The following is a 19183-nucleotide window of genomic DNA, read 5'->3' on the forward strand; positions in this document are numbered from 1 at the left end:
ATTTAGGCTATGGCTTTTGAAGAAACCCGTGAACAGCAGCAGATGTACAACTACTTCCGTAGCTGCATCTATGTGTTCCTCATAATAGAGATTGTGATGAATCTGCCGATTACGGCAGACAACCGCATCACGCAGTTCATCCTCGACCTGCTCGGACGTTTCAAGGTGTTCAACTCCGTGGCAGGCTGCAAGATGATCGAGCTTGTCTGCATCTGTGTGGTCTGCATCGGAACCAAGGCAAAAAAGGCGTTGAAGTTCAACGTCAAGACTATGGTCATCTATCCCGTCCTCGCGGGTCTGACCCTTGTCGGGCTGTGCTTCATATTCCACGGCGTACCCCTCGGTATGGAGATGATGGGCTTCCCGGCAAACCGCATAATATATGCCTTCTGCTCGATAGCCGGAACGATGCTCGTCCATCAAGGACTTGACGGAATCGCCAAGTATTACAACCACCGTGTCGGCGAGGACCGTTTCAACTTCGAGAACGAGTCGTTCCAGCAATCGGAAAAGAAAGTTGAGAATCCCTACTCGGTGAATATCCCGATGATATACTACTATAAACGCAAGATGCACAATGGTTTCATAAATATCACGAATCCGTTTCGCGCGACTATTGTACTCGGCACACCGGGTTCCGGCAAGTCTTTCGGTATCATAGACCCGTTCATCCGCCAGCATAGCGCAAAAGGTTTTGCGATGATGGTGTATGACTACAAGTTTCCGACCTTGGCAAAGACTCTATTCTATCAGTATTGCAAGAACAAGAGGAACGGCAAGTTGCCGAATAACTGCGGTTTCCGTATCGTGAACTTCACTGATGTAGAGTATTCCAACCGCATCAATCCTATCCAGCGGAAGTATATCCCTGACCTTGCGGCTGCTTCGGAGACTGCGGCGACACTGCTTGCCTCGCTTAACAAGGGTGGCGGAGAGAAGAAAGGCGGCTCGGAGGCGTTCTTCACTAATTCTGCCGAGAACTTCCTCGCGGCAATCATATATTTCTTTGTAAACCTGCACCCGACGGGTTTCAAGGACGGTAAAAAGCTGAAACGCTTTATCGCCTACGAGGGAAAGAAGTTAGAGATTGTCATACGCAACTGGTTCGACTACAACGCCATCGATGACAAGGGCGAGGTCGTGCTCGACTTCATAGATGACCAGAGCCGCAACCATTCGATTGACGAGGACGGGATGTTCGTTGACCTTAACGGCTATTCCTATACCAAGCGGACCGGTGAGACTGTCAGGATTGACCGTTGCTGGTATGAGGACGAGCATGGCAACGAGGTGGAGCCGGATACCATCACCGGTGAATATTCCGATATGCCGCACGTCCTTTCATTCCTCGGACACGGCTACAAGGAGATTTTCGATATTCTGATGCAGGACGACAAGATTGCCTCGCTCATGGCTCCTTTCAAGTCCGCCTTCGAGAACAAGGCTAACGACCAGCTTGAAGGTATGGTGGGTACTCTCCGTGTCAATGCCGCCAGACTCGTGTCTCCGGAAGCCTATTGGGTGTTTACCGGTGATGATTTCGACCTCAAAATCTCCGACCCGGAGAATCCGAGCTATCTCATCATCGCCAACGACCCGGAGAAGGAGCAGGTAATCGGTTCGCTGAATGCCCTTGTACTCAACCGACTGATTACACGTGTCAATTCCAAGGGAAATATTCCGGTCAGCATCATCGTCGACGAACTTCCGACGCTGTACTTCCACAAGATAGACCGACTTATCGGAACAGCCCGAAGCAACAAGGTTGCTGTGACTCTCGGGTTTCAGGAGCTTCCTCAGTTGGAGGCCGATTACGGTAAGGTGGGTATGCAGAAGATTATAACCACCTGCGGCAATATCTTCATGGGAGCCGCCCGAAACAAGGAGACCCTCGAATGGGCGCAGAACGATGTTTTCGGAAAGGCGAAGCAGACCTCGACCTCGATAACCATCAACGATTCAAAGGTATCTACACAAATATCCGAACGACTCGATTTCCTCGTTCCGGCGGCGAAGATTGCAGACATGGCAACAGGCTGGCTCGCGGGTCAGGCGGCGCGTGACTTTACCGCAACCGACAAGAGCATGATGAGCCACTTCGACATCGAGCAGTCGGAGGAGTTCAAGACCACGAAGTACTTCTGCAAGACGAACTTCGACATGAAGCAAATTCACGACGAGGAAGCGCATTATGTGGAACTGCCCAAAATCTATGAGTTCAAGGACGAGCGCGAGAAGGAAATCATGCTCAATCGTAACTTCAAACGTGTCAATCAAGAGGTCGAGGAGATAATCCGAGTCCTCGCAGGAAAAGGATAATTCATCTGGAACATGAAAACAATAACCACCAACCCCATACCATTTTCAGTACCGCTGTCGCTCAGATTGAGCGGCAGCGCACTGAAAGTCATAGCCGTCCTCTCGATGCTGGCTGACCATTGCGCCTACTATCTCATGGAGCATGGTACTCCGGCATACGATATGATGCGATGCTTCGGTAGAATGGCGTTCCCGCTATTCGCTTTCCTTATAGCCGAAGGATTTGCGAATACCCGTAACCGCCTACGTTATCTCCTGACTATCCTTGGCTTCGCAGTCATAAGCGAACTGCCATGGTATCTGCTTAATGGAGCCGACGGCACCCACAACGTCATGTTCACACTCGCCCTTGGTGTCGTGGCACTCGCTGCTTTTGACCGACTGTGCGAACACGGTCCTATATGTTTTGTGTCAGTAATGCTTGTGGCATCATTGGCATGGCTGGCCGGTACTGATTATGAATGGCAGGGAGTGGTTATGATCACTATATTTTACATACTTCGCCGTCAGACCATCGAGCCGTGGCAACCCCGCAACAGGGTCAGTTTTCCGGCCCAGTCACTCCGTCAGGTCATCTTCACCTTCCCCATCATGGCAGCATATGGACTGACCGGAGCAATCCTTTCGTCAGCCATCATATTCCTCTACGACGGCACCCGAGGCTGCATAAAAGGCGCAGCCGCCAAGTATAGCTTCTACGCCTTCTATCCATTGCATATTTGGATTATCAGTATGATAGCGGCTTTGTCTTAGTGAATCAGTAAGTTCGCAATATTATTATCATGGCAGAATGAGCAAAAATCAGTTAATACAGATATTGCCGAATCCTCATCCATGAACAATTCAATAGGAACTGAATAAAGCCCAATAATACTGTCACCTTCATGCCTTATTGAAAACGTATGATTGCTGGAGGCATATTCCTTACTATTAATTATTGCTTTAGTATCCCACCACCATGGACTGGTTTGAGGTTTTACTTCAATTAGAAACAAAAGTTTTGAAGCGGATTCTTCTTCTGTTGAAAACGAATTAATATTGGTCCGAGTACTATGGAGGCTGTCAAAAAATCCCGTGTCAGAGTATTGAATTACACTTAACGCATAATCCATTATTCCATCGGGACTCTTCTTTTCTCCCAAATAGTACTCTAAAAGATAACTATATATATAATCCCATGCCCATGTACCACTGGAGATTCTCTTTGAGGCACCATTAGAGAACCATTTATACCCTTCACATACTGGGAAATCCAATTTTTTGCCAATAAATCTTACAATACCCATCATCCTTTTTTGATAGGCATAAATGATTCTGTGAGCTTTTCTTACATCACACAACGCATCTTTAATCGAATCTATATTTGCCATATATTCTTGTTCTTAGTTAAAAGTGGTTTACTTGGTTTGTAAAATCTACTGAAAGAGTTATTATGTGACAATACATCTATTGTATTTGTGTCAAAGCTACCTGTTTCCAATGAATCCAACCATTCGATATTAAAGAACCCATGGATTTCAAAAGCATCTACTATGTCATCCAAAATTCTTTTAATATGATTGGGCAAAGGCTCATTAATCAACTTTGATACGGAATTTAGAATGTTAAACCAACTTGCTTTATATATAGGACACGAGAAGTTATTAATAGTCACCTTATTATGTTCGAGAGTAGTATTCCCGCCAAGAGCCAAGAGCACCACATTCCTATTATCCAATTCGTGAGTATTAAGAAATGCTTTAATCTCGTTCCTCCATTGTTCATAATACTGCCCTGACTCGTCACTTTTCTTAGCTTCTATAATTATTAGTGCATATAATGACATCTGGTTCTACAATCCTTGCATTTGAAGTTTCAGCGGCATCCCAATGTTCCCAAAAGCCGATATAATCAACATATCCTATATCATTTGGAAAAGGGCTGTTGATTCCACAAGATTCTTTAAGAATTTTATTGAAAACATATGGTGGAAGATACTGCATCAAGCCTACTACAGAAGACGTAAGTGTATCTTCTGACGGACGAAAGGTAGGATCTGCAAAGGAAGCTTTTAACTTCTTATGTAGTAAGGCTTGTAACATAATGCAAAATTACAAAATAATTTGAAAACAAGCAATCTACAGTTGTTTCAGAACCTTTATGATGGCGTGGATATAGCCGGGGTCTTCGGCATAGCCGATGTCGCGTAGCCAAAGGAGGTAGTTGCCGCCCTTGTAGCGGTACTGGACTTTGGTATAGTAGGCACGGACACTTTCGGTCCAGTGGTTGAATTCGTAGTAGGTCTTGGTGCGCGGGTTTGTCAGGCCGAAGAGATTGTGTTTGTTGCGGCAGACGGATGAACGGAACCAGCCTGTCTCCAGTATTGCCTGTGCCAGAACTATGTTCGGATGCCGGATGCCGTTGCGTTTTATCTCCGCGAGGAGATTGGGGATGGTAAGTTCCGGTAGGCTGGCGATTGAATCGGGTGTACTCCTATTATATAATGTGTTTCTGGTGGTATGTGTAGATGGCTTGGCGTCGTACTTGTTCACGTTCCGTTTCCGGTCAGATGGCGCAGGGGATGTTGTAGCTGTGATTGAGTCGGAGTTGGAGGTAAAATCAGTTCCCAAAGTCTCTTTTTCTTCTTTTGACTCCTTATTATTAACGGTTTGCATATATGAGACGGCTATTTCGCGCCCGAAATTGCCGTCTAAGCTGATTGTGTTGAACTGTGCCTGCGCGTTGACCGGGACGGCCAGTAGCAGGGATATGGCGAGAATAGTGTCGTGCATTTCTTTTCGCGGTTTGAAGTGAAAATAATTTTGTGGTGTTCAAGCGGTTCGCATCGCAAATTTAATCCACCAATATCTACCGAATGGAAATAGACAACAGAAATCAACAGACTCAGCTTCCTTACGAGAAACTGGCTCTCCTCGGCATTGACCGTGAGAAAGCGGACAGATTGCCGCAGGAGTTCCGTCAGAAGCTCGTTGACGGTGAAGTGACACCTCTGATGCAGGTCTCCATAACTGCCCGAAACGGGAACGTGATAACGTTGCCCCTGAAATTGCAGATGGCGCTCGACCAGACGGGTCAGGCTGTCCTCATCGCTTATCCCGTCAGAAAGGCCCTCGACGAGGAGAAGGTGCGCGAGCTGAGACTCACCACAAACGAGGCAGAACGTCTCCGCAATGGTGATGTACTTCAGAAAGCCATCGACATCAACGGAGAGAAGACACAACATTATCTCCAGCTCGATCCGGAAACGAAGTCCATAATCCAACGCAAGGTAAACGACATAAAGGTCGAGCAGCGCATCAAGGATATGGAGAAAGTCAACGACATTGAGCTTGGCACCCAACAGAAACAACAGGTGCGCGACGGCAAGCCTGCCGAGCTAAATGTGGGAGGCGAGAAAGTGACAGTCGGCATTGACCTTAAAGAGCCGCAGGGTTTCCGCGTGGTCAAGGGTGACATGAAGGAATGGGAACGACAGCAGAAACTCCGCTACGACGAGCTGCATCCCGAATATATCGGCCTGGTTCAGACCGATAAAAATGCCTGGGAGTATAAGCAGGTTGTCGATAGACACTCAACTGAACGAGCCATCAATCTCGACCCTGACAGGAAGCGCGACCCAAATTCCGGAATGAAGATGTAGCCATGAAGCAAAAGCCTGAAAATATCGACGGTATTCTCGACCAGTTCGTCAAGATGAAAGAGAAGCACCCGGACGCATTATTGCTGTTTAGAATCGGCGACACTTACCAGTCGTTCAAGCAGGATGCGGTCAAGGCTTCGACCATTCTCGACATCGAGACCAGGGAGAAGAAAGTGGACGGGAAGAAGGTCAAGAGCATTGGGTTTCCGCATCATGCCCTCGACACCTATCTGCCAAGACTTGTCAGAGCCGGAATGAGGGTCGCCATCTGTGAACAGCTCGAAAAGCCGCAGAAAATCGAAAAAGAGAAATCACAATCAACCACCAACGAAGCAGATATGCCAAGAAAGAAGAAAGAACAGGCCGCGCAGGAAGAGCCTGTCAAGTCCGTAAAGGCTGACAAACCTGCCGAAGAGAAGAAAACCGAGGTCAAATCTGAAGCTAAATCAGAACAAAGCCAAGAGGCCAAGGCGGAGCGCAAACCGCGCGAGCCGCAGATGGTGACTGTCAACGGTGATAAGGTGACCCACGGACACGCCTATCAGAGCAAGACCAATCCCGAGGACTGGTACTTCACAGCCAAAATCAACGGCGAGCAGCTCAAACCGCAGAAGATGGATCCCGCTGACCTCGCAGCCTATCAGAAGAAGGAGATGACCGTGCCCCAGCTCATGGAACGCTACTATCCCACCAAGCTCATGCAGCGTGTGCCGGACGTGGCGTTCCAAGTCGCCAACGTGGTGTCCGGTCCCGAGCAGCGACCGCTGACAGTCGATAAGTTCAACGTCTACAAGGAGAAGGACGAGCAGCGCCCCGACTTCGGCCGCTACAAGTTCTACGCCGAGGTGGACGGACAGAAAATGTCAACCGTCGCCTCGCGCCAGGACCTTAACGCTTATTTCGACCGTGTGCAGACCCCGGGGCAACTCGTGGAGAAGAATTTCGGCGAGCGTCTGCACCTGCCGAGCCATTACCAGCAGTTCCGGCTGCCTGAGGGTGTAGAGGCATCTGTTGTGCGGATCGCGAAAGACCGCTCCGACAACAAGTGGAAGGTGTCTGCCGACCTCGGCGAGCACGGGCGCACCGACAAGAAGGAAATCTCGTTTGATGACGGCTTCGCCCTGTTCAAGACCAAGACCGCCACCCGCGAGCAGATAGCCGCCAAGTATCTCGGCGAGGATATAAAGACCATGCTTAACGGTCCGGTCATGAGCATGGAGAAATCGCAGTCAATGAAAATGTAATCCGGCCATTCCAACATTTTTAATCCGATAAATCAGAAACAGAATATGTCAGTAATTAAACATGAGGAGCTTGTAGAGTTTCTTCAGGAGGGGCGCATCGGCCACCTCCAGTTTGTGATGAACGGCGAGAACGCGCAGGACTATCTCGACTGGTGCCGCAGCCACGGCACCGACCCGAGCGACGATTCAGCCGAGTTCTACATCGAGCAGACAGAAATCGACGCGATGGAACGTCAGCTCATCGACGACGAGGAATATGGCCTCTGGTTATAAGCCGAAGGCAGGCTCCCAGCAGACGGCGGGTGCGGGTCAGGCCGCGCTCGACCGTTTCGCCGAGATGATGATCGGGCGCATGGAACAGATGAAGGCATCCGACTGGAAGCAGGGCTGGATCGGTGGCGCCAACGGCTACGCCGGACTTCCCCAGAATGTCAGCGGACGCAATTACTCCGGCTCCAACTCCTTCTTTCTTCAACTCTATTCTGCCGAGAAAGGATATGAGATGCCTGTCTATCTGACTTTCAAGCAGGCTCATAATCTCAAGGCCCATGTGCTCAAAGGTGAGAAGGCATTCCCGGTTGTCTACTGGGACATGATGGTAAAGGACAAGGACGGCAGGCGCATCAGCTCGGACGAGTACCGCGCGATGGACAAGGATATGCGCAAGAACCTGGAGGTCATTCCGTTTGTGAAAGCATTCCCTGTCTATAACATCGACCAGACGAATCTGCGTGAGGCTCAGCCTGAGCGTGTCCGGAAACTTCTTGACAGGTTCAAGGTGCCCGGGCTGCGCGACACAAAGGGTATGTACGCCCATGCCGCACTCGACCGCATGATTCAGCAGCAGTCGTGGCTATGCCCGATTCAGGCGGACAAACGCGAGAACGGAGCCTACTACTCTCCCTCCCGGGATATAGTGGTGCTCCCGATGAAAGCCCAGTTCAACACCGGCTCGACACCCGAGGAGGTCTATCGCGACGGCATGGAGTTCTATTCCACCATGCTTCATGAGATGACCCACTCGACGATGACCCCCGAGAGGCTCAACCGGGAAATGGGCGGTAAGTTCGGCGACCCGAAGTATGCCAAGGAGGAGCTTGTGGCGGAGCTGACCGCAGCAATGATTTCGCATTCTATGGGGTTTGACCCGAAAATTACCGACAACTCGGCGGCATATCTCGACTCATGGATAGCGACCTTGAAGCAGGAGCCGAAATTCATCGTTTCGGTAATGGCTGATGTCAACAAGGCGTCCGATATGATTCTCGACCGTGTTGACGCCCAGCGTCTTGTTCTCGGGGAACAGCCTTATCTGGCGAAGAACGACCCTTTCGTCACTCTGTCTGATGAAGAGATTCCGTTCAAGAACGCGGCCATTGTCAAGACACGCTCCGGCGACTATGCAATCAGAGCCACCTACGACGGTGTTGACCTCGGTCTGAAGCCCATAAAGAAATCGACAGCGACAACCTACTTCCAGCTCACCGATATAAAAGACAAGGACGCTTTTCTCATAATGACAGCGAGAAAGCAATATGAGCCGGAAATTGCCAATCTCGGAAAATCGCGGGAAAAATCGCCGTCACTAAGCATTTAATGACCACAAGGGTATGGGAGAATACAAAGTGAATTTCAAAAACTTGAAATCCCGTGTCGGTGTCGATGACATCGCCTACGCCCTCGGCTACCGTCTCGACCGCAAGGCCGGCGTCGGCAAGTACATCGAGCTGGTGTTGGGTGACGGTGCCAACCGCCGTGACACAATCATCGTGAGCAATCCACGCGACAAGGCGGCTCAGACCTTCTTCCGTCGTGATGGCAGCAAGGGTGATGTCGTGACACTGATCCGAGAGAATCTCGGCTCCTTCTTTGTCACCGGTAAGGACGAGTGGCAAAAAATAGCCAAGGTCATGGCCCGATTCGCCAATATGCCGGAACCGGAGTATAAGGAAGACCGGGAATATGTAAAGTCGGCATCGGTCAGCCATACTTTTGACAGTACGCGATATGAGGTGAAGCCGGTTGACCCCAACAGGATTCCACGGCTCTTCTCCCTCAGAGGCATTGCTGATGAAACGGTCAGAAGCCTCTCTGAACATATAGCACTGATAAGGGACAAGAGGAACGAGAATTTTGACGGCTACAATATCGGCTTCCCTTATACCGAGGGATTGGACTCTTCGGTAAAGGGCTATGAAATCCGTGGCATGGGTGGCTACAAGTCAAAGGCTGCCGGAACGAACTCATCGTCAGCCGCATGGATTGCTGATCTTTCGGGCGGCAATAACGGGCTTGTCAGGAATGTCTTTTTCTTTGAGTCGGCTTTCGACGCTATGGCTTTCTACCAGATGAACCGCGCCCAGTTGGGCAACAACATCGCCCTGGTCTCCCTTGGTGGCACATTTTCAGATAAGCAGGTGACTAAAACAATGGAAAGATTTCCCAATGCCCGGGCGTTCGACTGCTTCGACAATGACCTTGCCGGACGTGTCTACGGTCTGCGTATGATGGCTCTGTTGGAGAATATTCCCCTTAAAGTCACCAAGACCGAGGACGGACTGAAAGTCGAGGCAAAGGGTAAGTCCATAGATGTCGATACAGGACGCTCTATCATACCGCAGGTAAGTTCGGCATTGTCGCTCCGCTACCGCATGGGCCAGTGGCCACCTCCCAAGGCTTTCAAGGACTGGAACGACTGTCTGCTGAACAAGCCGATGAAGCCGGAGATTTCATCAGACAAGAACGACCGCGACATAAACCTCGCGGAGCAACGCAAATTATCACTCAAAATCTAAAGATAATGATATGCCGTATGAAAAAAGGTGCTGTCGGCCTCGCCATATCTCTGAGCTGCTTGACGAGTGGCTTGCCACTATGCGCACAGCAGACAGACCCGACGCTGACGGCCACTGTCATTCTCCAGACCGAGGAGCTGAAAAGCATCCACAAGAAACGGAAGAAGACCCAGGAACAGATAATCGCGGCTGAAGCTGCCGTGACTGTCGCCCTCGACCGCGTTCATGCCGTGGAGAACAAGATGCTTGAATATCTCTCGAACGCCCAGGGTGCGATGCAGAATCTATATCAGATAAAACGTGCCGGCGAACTGGTGCTGACCGAGATTCCCAGGAATACGGCTCTGCTAAAGAACTCGGTAAAGGGTAATCTCAAGGGAACGGCGATAGCCCTGCTTGTTTCCGATGAAATCAGTGATGCCGCCGCCCAGATGGCAGCACTTTATCCTTTCATGCAACAGCTTGTTACCTCCGGCTCATACAATGTCACCGGAGATGACGGCAAAAAAGAAAAGCATAAGGTGAATCTGCTCAATTCGGCCGAGCGGTACTATATCGCCAATGAGGTGGTATCGAGGCTGGAAGCGATAAACACCGACCTCTTTATCCTCGCATGGCAGGTCAGGACACTTTCGTGGGATGCCCTGTGGTTCTCTCTCGACCCGGAGGGCTGGGCCTCGGTTATGTCGGGCAAGGCTGTGGTTAACGGTCTGATTAATGACTGGAAGTATATCAATTATTGAAACAATCAACAATTCAACCATTACAGATATGGAAAACGAAAAGAAAATCATAGGTCGCTGCCCTGTGTGTGGCGGCAACGTGGTGAAGACCTGCAAGGGTTATCGCTGCGAGAACAATACCGGGGAGGCTCCAAAGTGCGGGGTCTTCATCAACGGTGTAATCGGCAACCGCAAGATGACCGATGAAGAGATAGCCATCCTGTTGGAGAAGCGTGAGATTATGCTCGACGGCTTCGCCACAAAGGAGTGGAAGACATTCCCGACCGTGCTTGTACTTAACGACGACGGCTCTGTGGATATGCAGTCCATCATTGGAAAGTGTCCGAAGTGCGGCGGCGACATCCGCGTCGGTTCCAAGGCGTTCAACTGCTCGAACTACAGCCATCCGTCCGCGCCGTGCAACTTCGTCATCTGGCGCAACATCGGCGGTCATCTGATCACGCTCGACGAGGCACGTCAGATATGCGCCGACGGCATCACCGCCAATCCGGTGGAGATGTACCGTGAGGACGGCCAGCGGTTTGAAAAGAAACTCGGTGTCTCACCCGACAAGTCACAGGTCATAAGGGTATGAAGCCGGGAATGAAACTCGCAATCCTTCTCATAGGAGGGTTGCTCGTGTGGGGAGGAATATTTTTCCTCGCCTGCCAGCGTGAAGACCCGAAGGAACGTGCAAGAGCTGTGGCGGAGAAGTCGCTGTACTCCTGTGTGGACTGCCCTGAGTCTGTGAACATCAAGGCGGTAAGCAAGGCTGACTCAATCTTCGGCCGCGATTACGTCACTACGGAAGAGAGCATGAACATAGCCATGGCCATGCTCAAAATCAACGAGAAAGTGATGCAGGCCACCGACAATATGGAGAACTTCGACTTTGAAGACCGCTCTACGTCGGCGCTCATGGAGCGTCAGATGTCCTCGCTGTCCGCACTGCGCTCGCTCGTCACAGTCAAAGACCCCAATGACAAAACGCAGAAGCCCTTTAACGGCTGGAAAGTCAAGATTGAGTATGAGGCCAAGAATGAGGACGGTACACCGTATCACTCGGAATACTGGTTCATACTCGACAAGGAGGCGACCTGCGTTGTAAACTCCTTTGAGATACCGCTTTTATAAACCGTCAAATATCACTATTTCAACATGAAAGACCTTATCGAACAGATTTCAGTCAAGGCGGAAGCCTTTCTGAAGGACGCCAATTCCCAGCTTGAAAAGGGAAACAAGGCGGCAGGTCTCCGTGCCCGCCGCACTTCGCTCGAACTTGAACCGCTCCTTAAGCAGTTCCGCAAAGTCTCTCTGAAAGCATCAGAGAGGAAAGATTGATCACTATGCCGCCCCGGCACATTCGCTTGTGTCGGGCCGGCTTTATCTAACATTATCTCATGAAGCCGAAGACACCGTATCAGAAAAGAATCGTCGAACTCAACAAGTCGGTTGGAGCCATATCTAACAATATAATCGAATGGGCCAGAGAGAACGCCATAACTCACCCGGCGGTCAGACGCACGAACAATGTCACCGTCTGCCCGATGTGCGGCAATGCAATGGTATATGCCGGAAATGCCCGAAAGGTGAAGTGTCTGGAATGTGAACGGACACTTCAAGTTATCGAAGCCGATACATGGAAATCCATCAAGGGAACACTAAAGGGATGGTTTTCGACACTCGGTGTCATCGACGGATTGCAGGTGCAGCGCACCTTTGAGATACGGTGCCGCTATTTTATGAAAGACCGTAAGCGCGAATACTCCATCCGCGAGCTTTGCCGTCACTGGCTTTCGCCTGACGGTTCCATCGCAATAACAGCCTTGCCCCGGCTTATGGGGCAATTCATAGATTCATTCCCTTTCAACGGTAAGATCGAGCTGCGAGGCTCGTCGCAGATGGTTTATGACTACATCGCCGACAATGCCGAAGTCTATCCTGAATATCAGCTTATACCACTCTTGTCTCACTCCCTAACTCTTGAAGACATATTCGGCTACGGCAGGCAGACAACTTTGCAAAAGGTTCTGAAAATTGCCAATAAAGAATAATAGAACAATAGATTGCTATCAAAACAAATCCACTGAATTTTTCTTTTGCCATTGTATGTAGGAATGCCCGGTGCGTGAGCATCGGGCTTTCTATTACCCTGTTGCACCAGAATACTTCACGCATCCGAGGATTTTTCGCTACGAAGTTACGGAGGGCGGTGCCGACTGCAAGTGACCGCTTCGCTTGTCTGCGATGAAAATGCCGACAGCCTTCCGCAAATCATAGATTTGGGTATTCCGTCATTTTCATCTTGCCGCACTTGCCTTACGCCACCTCATGCCCTCCGTCTGTCTTGCATCGAAAAATTTCCCCGGACGCGAGAAGCCATCAGGCTTCGACCAAAGGGAGAAAGATTAGGACACTTCATAAGGAACAGACTATGGACAGACAGGAAAAAATCAAGGCGTTATATGCCTCGGTATCGAAATCGAAGGTACACCGCGAGTACCGCGACCGCATCAGTTTCATGCGAGGCTGGAACGGTCAGAAAATAGCCGCCACTCTCAAAAAGGTATGCACATACCACATCGACCATCCCGACACGCCCCTCGGACTCATATACGCCCAGGCGTTCAAACTCAAAGTAAATGGCTCAATTCCCTCAGTAGCAAACTTCTAATCTCCATCGCCATGCACAGCACAATATTTCAAATCGCAGAGCAACCCATCGGCACCGATGAATATGTAGGCATCGACCACGTTGAAGCCGGAGAAATGACCTCTATCGACTATTGTCGTGAGGTCAGCCAATCAGAGAGAGCCAAACTTATCAAGACTCTTGCTCACCGCATTCTTCCGGCAGGTATGTTCAGCGTCAATCCCGATGGAGAGACGCTGACCTACAAGGGAGGTTTCACTGAGTGGAGCAAAGAGTACACCGCCTCACTGCATGAAAAGGCAGAGGCAATCATCGAGACCAACGTCTTCAAGTGTGCCGGACCCGCTTACCGACTTCAAAAGGCTATCGCCAATCCGCTTGACACCGACACTCTCTTCATCACAAACTATACGGAGGGCATGGGAGTCGCAGAAAGGTCACGTCAACTAATGCGCCTAATCGGCAGTCTGCAAATCGGAGCAAAACTATATATCGGAGCAATCCTTGACTATCACTTCTAATAATCAGCACTATGGAATTTTCAATAGAACCAATACCCGTATGGGCCATGTGTTACTTGGTTAACGCAGACACCGAGGGCATAACAGACGAGGAGAAAGCCATCATCGACAAATGGTGGGAGCAAAACAATGTCGTGACGGTCAGTCCGGCAACGGACGAGGAAGGGAGCAGCCATCCGTATTTCAGCCATTTCCCAGCTTTTGGACTTGGCTCAGACGTAATCGACTGCAATGTAATGATGATGAAGTAATCAGCAGGTAAAATCAGTCGCTCCGACAACACAGGTCGGAGCGGCACAACACCCAATACACCTATGGAATATCAGGAAGCAACCGCTATCGTCGGAAAGAAATCCGGCTTATACGACGTGACCACTATAAACGGCATCCATCAGCGAAGACTCTTCATGTCGCAGGACGGACGCTTGTGCGAGTTCGCACCACGCTCACGAACAAAAGGTTTTCCTATCGGGAGTCAAGCCGTTGAGCATTGGACAGCACTCAATCCGGCAGAGCCGAAGACAACCAACATCGTCAGAAAGTTCCAACGCTATGCAGCCAAGGCAGACTTTACATCGCCGTTCATCAGAAAGTGTCTTGAGGCCGACCCCGAAAAAGACTGCTACGCCAACGGACTTACCACCGGCACACATATCGACGGAGAAATCATCTCCCTACAAGCCATCGCCCGATATGACGACTGGGCGGTAAGCCAGTTCCGCAAGGCTCTCCGTGAACGGCAGAACTACCGCTCATGCCGCTTCGACTTTCGAGGCTACGACGGCGCCCTGTGGCTTGAAGTCGTGACCGAAGACACAAAGTACAGCCGTAAGGGAGACATCATCGCCGGATTCAGCAAGGAGTATCGAGGCTGCGGCAACGGCTACTACTACACCCTCATCGACAACGAACACTTCATCGGCACCGACATCGACTGAAAGCGTTTGTGACATGAAGCCACCCCGACCGAGGTAAAATCCGGTTGGGGCGGTTTTACTCCGCAAGCTCCGCAAAACCGCCCTGTTGGGAAAACAAAACTCATTGGAATAACTATGTCTTAAAGTGTCGGTCGATGCTTCCGATTGACCATGTTGCACGTGGCGCCGGGTGCATTACGGCCTGTCTTTGAAGACTGCCCGACCGCCCGACTCCGTGATTCTCACCGAATCGGCGCTGTCGATGTCATTGATGGCAATAAGGGCTGGTGCCGATACGTCAGCCATGCCGATATGACATTGAGGTTACGCCGTTGGCTTCACTTCAAAATCATATCCGCATTGCTGACGGTCTTTGAAATCATGTCTGAAAACGTAGACCGGTACGGCAACCCAGACATTCTCAGACTTCGTTTAAGAATGTGGCTTGCCGAAGTCCTTGGAAGATTTGTATGAAAATGAAGACTTCTACAGCTCTTGTCGGTCGCAGGTTGGCACTTGCGACTGACTGAGCTGGAATCTGGTGGAAACGTGGGTCACGCAGCGCCGGCCTATGCTCCCGACTGACCATGTTACACGTGGCGCCGGGTGCATTACGGCCTGTCTTTGAAGGCTTCCCGACCGCCAGACTCCGTGATGCTCACCGAGCCGGTGCGGTCGATGTCATGGGTGGTAATGACGGCTGGTACCGACACGTCAGCCATGCCGATATGACATTGAGGTTACGCCGTTGGCTTCACTTCAAAATCATATCCGCATTGCTGACGGTCTTTGAAACCATGTCTGAAAACGGAGACTATGCCAACGCCCAATACTCAAAACCTGCGGCAAAGAGTCTGAACCGTTGCTGTTTTGGAAGATAATATGACGATGCCTATGCAACCAATGGCAAAGAAATCGTGTCTCCGACTACGCTCCGCACGCTTACATTGCCATTGGTTGCTGTCTTGTGAAAACCTTTATCCAGAGGTGACTACGAAAATATTTGGAATCTGTTTTTGAAGACGCTTTGAGCGTCATGGCCGGAGACGTTTTCTGTGCAAAGGTACATCGGTCGGGAGGAACATCAAGTGCCGCTGCGCTTGCGGTCGGAGGGCTTGACGGCAGCCTTCCGCAATTTTTCTGCCAAAAATTGGGTATTCCGTCCGCGCCCTCTGACTGCACACTTGCCTTATCCACCCTATTGGCCGCTGAATCACTTGCACGAAAACGGTTCTCCCGACCGATGAAGCTCAAACGAGCTTCTAACAAAAAGGGAAAAGAATCGAACTCACAAACATAAGGAACTATGATGAAAGGAACAGAACATTTCAAGCAGGTTATCAAGTCATATCTTGATAAGAGAGCGGAGAGCAATGAACTCTTCCGTGCCAAGTACGAAACCACCACTCGCACTATCGAGGACATAGCGACATACATTCTCAATGAGGTCAAGGCATCGGGATGTTGCGGTTTTACCGATGATGAGATTTTTTCAATGGCGGTACACGTCATAGATGAGCCTGACATCGAAATCGGCAAACCCATGACATGCGGTGTAGTGGTCAACCACCACATAGAACTGACCGAGGAGGAAAAGGAAGAGCAGAAAGCCATTGCCCTCAAACGCTTCCAAGATGAAGAACTCCGCAAGTTGCAGTCACGCAACTCCAAGCCCAAGGCGGTAAAACCGCAGGAGAACAAGCAACCCGAATTATCACTCTTTGGCGATGATTTTTAAGCCATGAAAGCACGTACATCATTCGAGAAGCAGGTGGCAGCCTCAAATGTGAGGCTGACCGCCATTGACCCCAAGGTTACAGAGTGGGGAGTGAAAAATCTGTTCAACCATCCGGCTTTCAGAGTGCCGAGCGGTCTTACCACTTGTGGAGACTGCGGTCATAAGTTCCGACATGAGGGAAAGGGCAAGTATGTCGTATGCCCTCACTGCGGACACAGACTGATGATAAAAGACACCCTCAATCGCACTCATAAGGAAAGCACATACTTTGCTGTCCTTGACACTATCGACGGTTTGCAGGTGGAACGTGTGTTTATTCTGACCGTGGAGTTTAAGAAAAGTCAGCCGTTGAACTTTTATAATGTGGAGGTGTGCCGTCTATGGCTCAATGCCAAGGGGCAGACAGCACTGACATCAAAGGCAAGGACAATAGGATATTATCGTGATTGTTTCAACTGGGGTTCGGAGATAGAACTCCGGAATATGTCGGACGTTCATCACATCATAGCCAACACGTGGCACTATCCGAGATACAAGGCAATTCCGGAACTGAGGCGAAACGGCATGAAAGGTGCATTGCCCGACTGCCACCCATTTGAACTGATGAAGGCTCTTCTGACCGACACAAGGATTGAGACACTTATGAAAGCCGGAAACCATAGAGCGGTAAAGTATTTTCTCTCCAACAAGTCTATGCTTGACAAGTGCTGGAACTCACATAAGATTGCCATGCGCAACGGCTATCAGATTAAGGATTACGGATTGTGGTGCGACCTTATCAAACTACTTGACAAGGCAGGAAAGGACACACGCAACGCCAAATATATCTGCCCCGTAAATCTAAAGGTGGCACATGACCTTTGGCTCGACAAGGTAACTTCCGCAGATGAGAAGCGCAGAAAATCCGAGGAACTTGCCAAGGCTAAAAAGGAGGAAAAGAGGTTTTATCAGACCAAATCATGCTTCTTCGGCATTGTCATCAGGGACAAGGACATCGAGGTTTCAGTTCTTGACAGCATAGAGGCTTATCAGAACGAGGGAGAGGCTATGCACCATTGCGTGTTCAAGTGCAATTACTACAGCCGTGAGGACTCACTCATTCTGTCGGCTCATGACAAGGACGGCAACCGCATCGAGACCGTCGAGTTTTCACTTACGGAGAACAAGGTCATTCAGAGCCGTGGGGTTTGCAATACCAATACCGAACTGCATGACCGCATTGTGAAACTTGTTAACGCCAACGCCCACCGCTTCATCAAGGCGAGGGCTTCAGCATAATAGTTCCTTATAAATTCCAAATCCGTCTTCTGCCGTGAGGCAGGGGCGGATTTATTCGGAATAAATAGGTAAACTAAAAATATTATACTATAGTAACTAAGTATCAAAAGAATTTATTAACTTTGTAATACAAAACGAGAAGTATATGAAAACCAAGATAATTACCATCGCCAACCACAAGGGAGGCGTAGGAAAAACAACCTCTACCGCGTCTATCGGTGACGCACTTGCCATCCTTGGGAAGCAGGTTCTGCTGATCGACCTTGACGCACAGCAGAACCTCACGTTCACGCTGACGCAAAACGAAGAGCCGGAGACCAGCGTGTATGACTCTCTTGTAAAGGACGCTCCGCTTCCAATCGTCAATGTCAGGAAGAACCTTGACATTGTTCCGGCGTCCCTTGAACTGGCAAGAGCCGAAATCGACATGGCAACCAAGATTGCGAGGGAAGGTATCCTCAAATCACTGCTTGCAGACCATATCGACAAGTACGATTATATCATCATCGACTGTCCGCCGTCGCTCGGCATCGTCACCACCAATGCGCTTGTGGCTTCCGACAGGCTCTATATACCGCTGACCGCCGAGGCTCTTCCGATGAAAGGTCTCGCCATGCTTGACGATGTGGTGAGCGAAGTCCGCAGACGTGTCAATCCGGCTCTTGAATTAGGTGGAGTATTCTTCACACGTTTCAACAACCGTAATCTCAACAAGGAGGTGGTCAAGATGATTGAAAGCCGGTATGCCGACAAGGTGTTCAAGACCAAAATCCGTGAGAACATCACTCTTGCCGAAATGCCTCTTTCCGGTCAGTCAATCTATGAGTATGACCCCAAGAGCAATGGAGCGGTCGACTACATGGCTCTGACCGAGGAGATAATCGCAAGAGAAGAGAAATAGGTAAACTATATTATCAATAATAAAGACAACAAAACTACTTGCCTACTTATATCATAGTAGGCAAGTGGATTAATCATAAAGAAAGCACCATGGCAAAGAAGAACTTAGCTTCGCTGATGAACGGCATAATGGGCGAGGCGCGACCCACAGAACCAGCAGCTCCGACTATCGAACAGTCCGAGGCAACGGCAGCTGAAGTGACAGAGGAAATGAAAGCCAATCTGGAGGCAAACCGTCGACGGAATGTAGGCCGTCCGCGCAAGGGCGAGTCCAGCTCCAAGACAAACGAAGTCCGGGCTACATTCATTGTTGACCCCGAAATGATCCGCAAGGTCAAGTATATCTCCCTTGTCGAAGGCTCACTCCTGAAAGATGTTATCTCCGAAGCTCTGATCTCCTATATCGAGGCATGGGAATCTGAGAACGGCAAAATCCGACTACCAAAGAAGAAATGA

General features: G+C 49.9%; 23 protein-coding genes. 20 read left to right on the forward strand and 3 right to left on the reverse strand.

The features are described from left to right. Positions 1-9 precede the first annotated feature (9 nt). Together NF347_RS02125 and NF347_RS02130 are read left to right on the forward strand one after the other, a co-directional pair. Positions 10-2319: a type IV secretory system conjugative DNA transfer family protein gene (locus tag NF347_RS02125; protein ID WP_107036335.1), complete on the forward strand. Its 2310-nt coding sequence runs from the start codon at positions 10-12 to the stop codon at positions 2317-2319. Positions 2320-2331: 12 nt separating this feature from the next. Beyond that, positions 2332-3072 carry a TraX family protein gene (locus NF347_RS02130; protein ID WP_107681702.1) on the forward strand — a complete coding sequence of 247 codons (741 nt, stop codon included), beginning with the start codon at positions 2332-2334 and terminating at the stop codon, positions 3070-3072. On the opposite strand, the gene NF347_RS02135 is transcribed toward NF347_RS02130, so the two are convergent. The 3 genes from NF347_RS02135 to NF347_RS02145 form a co-directional block, all read right to left on the reverse strand. Then, positions 3069-3689, reverse strand: a complete 621-nt coding sequence (locus NF347_RS02135) for a hypothetical protein (RefSeq protein ID WP_107036337.1) — start codon at positions 3687-3689, stop codon at positions 3069-3071. The two genes, NF347_RS02130 and NF347_RS02135, sit on opposite strands and share 4 nt — an antisense overlap. Before the next feature lie 420 nt (positions 3690-4109). Beyond that, entirely contained in the window at positions 4110-4400 is a 291-nt protein-coding gene (locus NF347_RS02140; RefSeq protein ID WP_133165499.1) for a hypothetical protein, read from the reverse strand. Positions 4401-4436: 36 nt separating this feature from the next. Beyond that, the gene (locus NF347_RS02145; protein WP_107036339.1) at positions 4437-5090 is read right to left on the reverse strand and encodes a glucosaminidase domain-containing protein; all 654 of its coding nucleotides are present in this window, start codon (positions 5088-5090) and stop codon (positions 4437-4439) included. Positions 5091-5173: 83 nt separating this feature from the next. On the opposite strand from NF347_RS02145, the gene NF347_RS02150 reads away from it, so the two are divergent. The 18 genes from NF347_RS02150 to NF347_RS02235 all read left to right on the forward strand — a co-directional run bounded on the left by NF347_RS02150 (position 5174) and on the right by NF347_RS02235 (position 19183). Next, positions 5174-5959: a DUF4099 domain-containing protein gene (locus NF347_RS02150; protein ID WP_107036340.1), complete on the forward strand. Its 786-nt coding sequence runs from the start codon at positions 5174-5176 to the stop codon at positions 5957-5959. Positions 5960-5961: 2 nt separating this feature from the next. Next, complete coding sequence (locus NF347_RS02155; protein ID WP_107036341.1) at positions 5962-7203, forward strand: MutS N-terminal domain-containing protein; 1242 nt, start codon at positions 5962-5964, stop codon at positions 7201-7203. Positions 7204-7248: 45 nt separating this feature from the next. Next, complete coding sequence (locus tag NF347_RS02160) at positions 7249-7476, forward strand: hypothetical protein (RefSeq protein ID WP_107036342.1); 228 nt, start codon at positions 7249-7251, stop codon at positions 7474-7476. Then, positions 7460-8800: an ArdC family protein gene (locus NF347_RS02165; protein WP_107036343.1), complete on the forward strand. Its 1341-nt coding sequence runs from the start codon at positions 7460-7462 to the stop codon at positions 8798-8800. The genes NF347_RS02160 and NF347_RS02165 overlap by 17 nt, the downstream gene beginning before the upstream one ends. Positions 8801-8813: 13 nt before the next feature. Continuing rightward, on the forward strand, positions 8814-9998 hold the full coding sequence (locus NF347_RS02170) for a toprim domain-containing protein (protein ID WP_107036344.1): 1185 nt from the start codon (positions 8814-8816) through the stop codon (positions 9996-9998). A gap of 17 nt (positions 9999-10015) precedes the next feature. Continuing rightward, a complete protein-coding gene (locus NF347_RS02175; RefSeq protein WP_107036390.1) occupies positions 10016-10741 on the forward strand; it encodes a hypothetical protein in 726 nt (241 codons plus the stop codon). A gap of 28 nt (positions 10742-10769) precedes the next feature. Further along, entirely contained in the window at positions 10770-11315 is a 546-nt protein-coding gene (locus NF347_RS02180; RefSeq protein ID WP_107036345.1) for a topoisomerase C-terminal repeat-containing protein, read from the forward strand. Between the two features lie 8 nt (positions 11316-11323). Next, complete coding sequence (locus NF347_RS02185) at positions 11324-11854, forward strand: hypothetical protein (RefSeq protein ID WP_306254315.1); 531 nt, start codon at positions 11324-11326, stop codon at positions 11852-11854. Between the two features lie 24 nt (positions 11855-11878). Continuing rightward, positions 11879-12061, forward strand: coding sequence for a histone H1 (locus NF347_RS02190; RefSeq protein ID WP_107036347.1), 183 nt, complete (start codon positions 11879-11881; stop codon positions 12059-12061). A 59-nt stretch (positions 12062-12120) separates the two neighbouring features. Then, a complete protein-coding gene (locus NF347_RS02195; RefSeq protein WP_107036348.1) occupies positions 12121-12774 on the forward strand; it encodes a hypothetical protein in 654 nt (217 codons plus the stop codon). A gap of 380 nt (positions 12775-13154) precedes the next feature. Then, complete coding sequence (locus NF347_RS02200; protein ID WP_107036349.1) at positions 13155-13394, forward strand: hypothetical protein; 240 nt, start codon at positions 13155-13157, stop codon at positions 13392-13394. Between the two features lie 11 nt (positions 13395-13405). Next, a complete protein-coding gene (locus NF347_RS02205; RefSeq protein ID WP_107036350.1) occupies positions 13406-13894 on the forward strand; it encodes a hypothetical protein in 489 nt (162 codons plus the stop codon). An 11-nt stretch (positions 13895-13905) separates the two neighbouring features. Next, a complete protein-coding gene (locus tag NF347_RS02210) occupies positions 13906-14145 on the forward strand; it encodes a DUF6926 domain-containing protein (RefSeq protein WP_107036351.1) in 240 nt (79 codons plus the stop codon). Between the two features lie 63 nt (positions 14146-14208). After that, positions 14209-14832 (forward strand): hypothetical protein, encoded by a 624-nt coding sequence (locus tag NF347_RS02215; protein ID WP_107036352.1) that lies wholly within the window; start codon positions 14209-14211, stop codon positions 14830-14832. A gap of 1288 nt (positions 14833-16120) precedes the next feature. Then, the gene (locus NF347_RS02220) at positions 16121-16549 is read left to right on the forward strand and encodes a PcfK-like family protein (protein ID WP_107036391.1); all 429 of its coding nucleotides are present in this window, start codon (positions 16121-16123) and stop codon (positions 16547-16549) included. Positions 16550-16552: 3 nt separating this feature from the next. Continuing rightward, positions 16553-17827 (forward strand): PcfJ domain-containing protein, encoded by a 1275-nt coding sequence (locus tag NF347_RS02225; protein WP_107036353.1) that lies wholly within the window; start codon positions 16553-16555, stop codon positions 17825-17827. Between the two features lie 145 nt (positions 17828-17972). Further along, positions 17973-18728, forward strand: coding sequence for a ParA family protein (locus NF347_RS02230; RefSeq protein ID WP_107036354.1), 756 nt, complete (start codon positions 17973-17975; stop codon positions 18726-18728). Positions 18729-18817: 89 nt separating this feature from the next. Next, positions 18818-19183, forward strand: coding sequence for a hypothetical protein (locus tag NF347_RS02235; RefSeq protein WP_107036355.1), 366 nt, complete (start codon positions 18818-18820; stop codon positions 19181-19183).

It is taken from the genome of Paramuribaculum intestinale, assembly GCF_030759015.1.
Lineage (GTDB): Bacteria > Bacteroidota > Bacteroidia > Bacteroidales > Muribaculaceae > Paramuribaculum > Paramuribaculum intestinale.

Excerpts from the sequence above, each read along its gene's own strand:
- NF347_RS02125 (WP_107036335.1), top strand. The coding sequence starts at position 10 with ATGGCTTTTGAAGAAACCCGTGAACAGCAGCAGATGTACAACTACTTC.
- NF347_RS02130 (WP_107681702.1), top strand. The coding sequence starts at position 2,332 with ATGAAAACAATAACCACCAACCCCATACCATTTTCAGTACCGCTGTCG.
- NF347_RS02135 (WP_107036337.1), bottom strand. The coding sequence starts at position 3,689 with ATGGCAAATATAGATTCGATTAAAGATGCGTTGTGTGATGTAAGAAAA.
- NF347_RS02140 (WP_133165499.1), bottom strand. The coding sequence starts at position 4,400 with ATGTTACAAGCCTTACTACATAAGAAGTTAAAAGCTTCCTTTGCAGAT.
- NF347_RS02145 (WP_107036339.1), bottom strand. The coding sequence starts at position 5,090 with ATGCACGACACTATTCTCGCCATATCCCTGCTACTGGCCGTCCCGGTC.
- NF347_RS02150 (WP_107036340.1), top strand. The coding sequence starts at position 5,174 with ATGGAAATAGACAACAGAAATCAACAGACTCAGCTTCCTTACGAGAAA.
- NF347_RS02155 (WP_107036341.1), top strand. The coding sequence starts at position 5,962 with ATGAAGCAAAAGCCTGAAAATATCGACGGTATTCTCGACCAGTTCGTC.
- NF347_RS02160 (WP_107036342.1), top strand. The coding sequence starts at position 7,249 with ATGTCAGTAATTAAACATGAGGAGCTTGTAGAGTTTCTTCAGGAGGGG.
- NF347_RS02165 (WP_107036343.1), top strand. The coding sequence starts at position 7,460 with ATGGCCTCTGGTTATAAGCCGAAGGCAGGCTCCCAGCAGACGGCGGGT.
- NF347_RS02170 (WP_107036344.1), top strand. The coding sequence starts at position 8,814 with ATGGGAGAATACAAAGTGAATTTCAAAAACTTGAAATCCCGTGTCGGT.
- NF347_RS02175 (WP_107036390.1), top strand. The coding sequence starts at position 10,016 with ATGAAAAAAGGTGCTGTCGGCCTCGCCATATCTCTGAGCTGCTTGACG.
- NF347_RS02180 (WP_107036345.1), top strand. The coding sequence starts at position 10,770 with ATGGAAAACGAAAAGAAAATCATAGGTCGCTGCCCTGTGTGTGGCGGC.
- NF347_RS02185 (WP_306254315.1), top strand. The coding sequence starts at position 11,324 with ATGAAACTCGCAATCCTTCTCATAGGAGGGTTGCTCGTGTGGGGAGGA.
- NF347_RS02190 (WP_107036347.1), top strand. The coding sequence starts at position 11,879 with ATGAAAGACCTTATCGAACAGATTTCAGTCAAGGCGGAAGCCTTTCTG.
- NF347_RS02195 (WP_107036348.1), top strand. The coding sequence starts at position 12,121 with ATGAAGCCGAAGACACCGTATCAGAAAAGAATCGTCGAACTCAACAAG.
- NF347_RS02200 (WP_107036349.1), top strand. The coding sequence starts at position 13,155 with ATGGACAGACAGGAAAAAATCAAGGCGTTATATGCCTCGGTATCGAAA.
- NF347_RS02205 (WP_107036350.1), top strand. The coding sequence starts at position 13,406 with ATGCACAGCACAATATTTCAAATCGCAGAGCAACCCATCGGCACCGAT.
- NF347_RS02210 (WP_107036351.1), top strand. The coding sequence starts at position 13,906 with ATGGAATTTTCAATAGAACCAATACCCGTATGGGCCATGTGTTACTTG.
- NF347_RS02215 (WP_107036352.1), top strand. The coding sequence starts at position 14,209 with ATGGAATATCAGGAAGCAACCGCTATCGTCGGAAAGAAATCCGGCTTA.
- NF347_RS02220 (WP_107036391.1), top strand. The coding sequence starts at position 16,121 with ATGAAAGGAACAGAACATTTCAAGCAGGTTATCAAGTCATATCTTGAT.
- NF347_RS02225 (WP_107036353.1), top strand. The coding sequence starts at position 16,553 with ATGAAAGCACGTACATCATTCGAGAAGCAGGTGGCAGCCTCAAATGTG.
- NF347_RS02230 (WP_107036354.1), top strand. The coding sequence starts at position 17,973 with ATGAAAACCAAGATAATTACCATCGCCAACCACAAGGGAGGCGTAGGA.
- NF347_RS02235 (WP_107036355.1), top strand. The coding sequence starts at position 18,818 with ATGGCAAAGAAGAACTTAGCTTCGCTGATGAACGGCATAATGGGCGAG.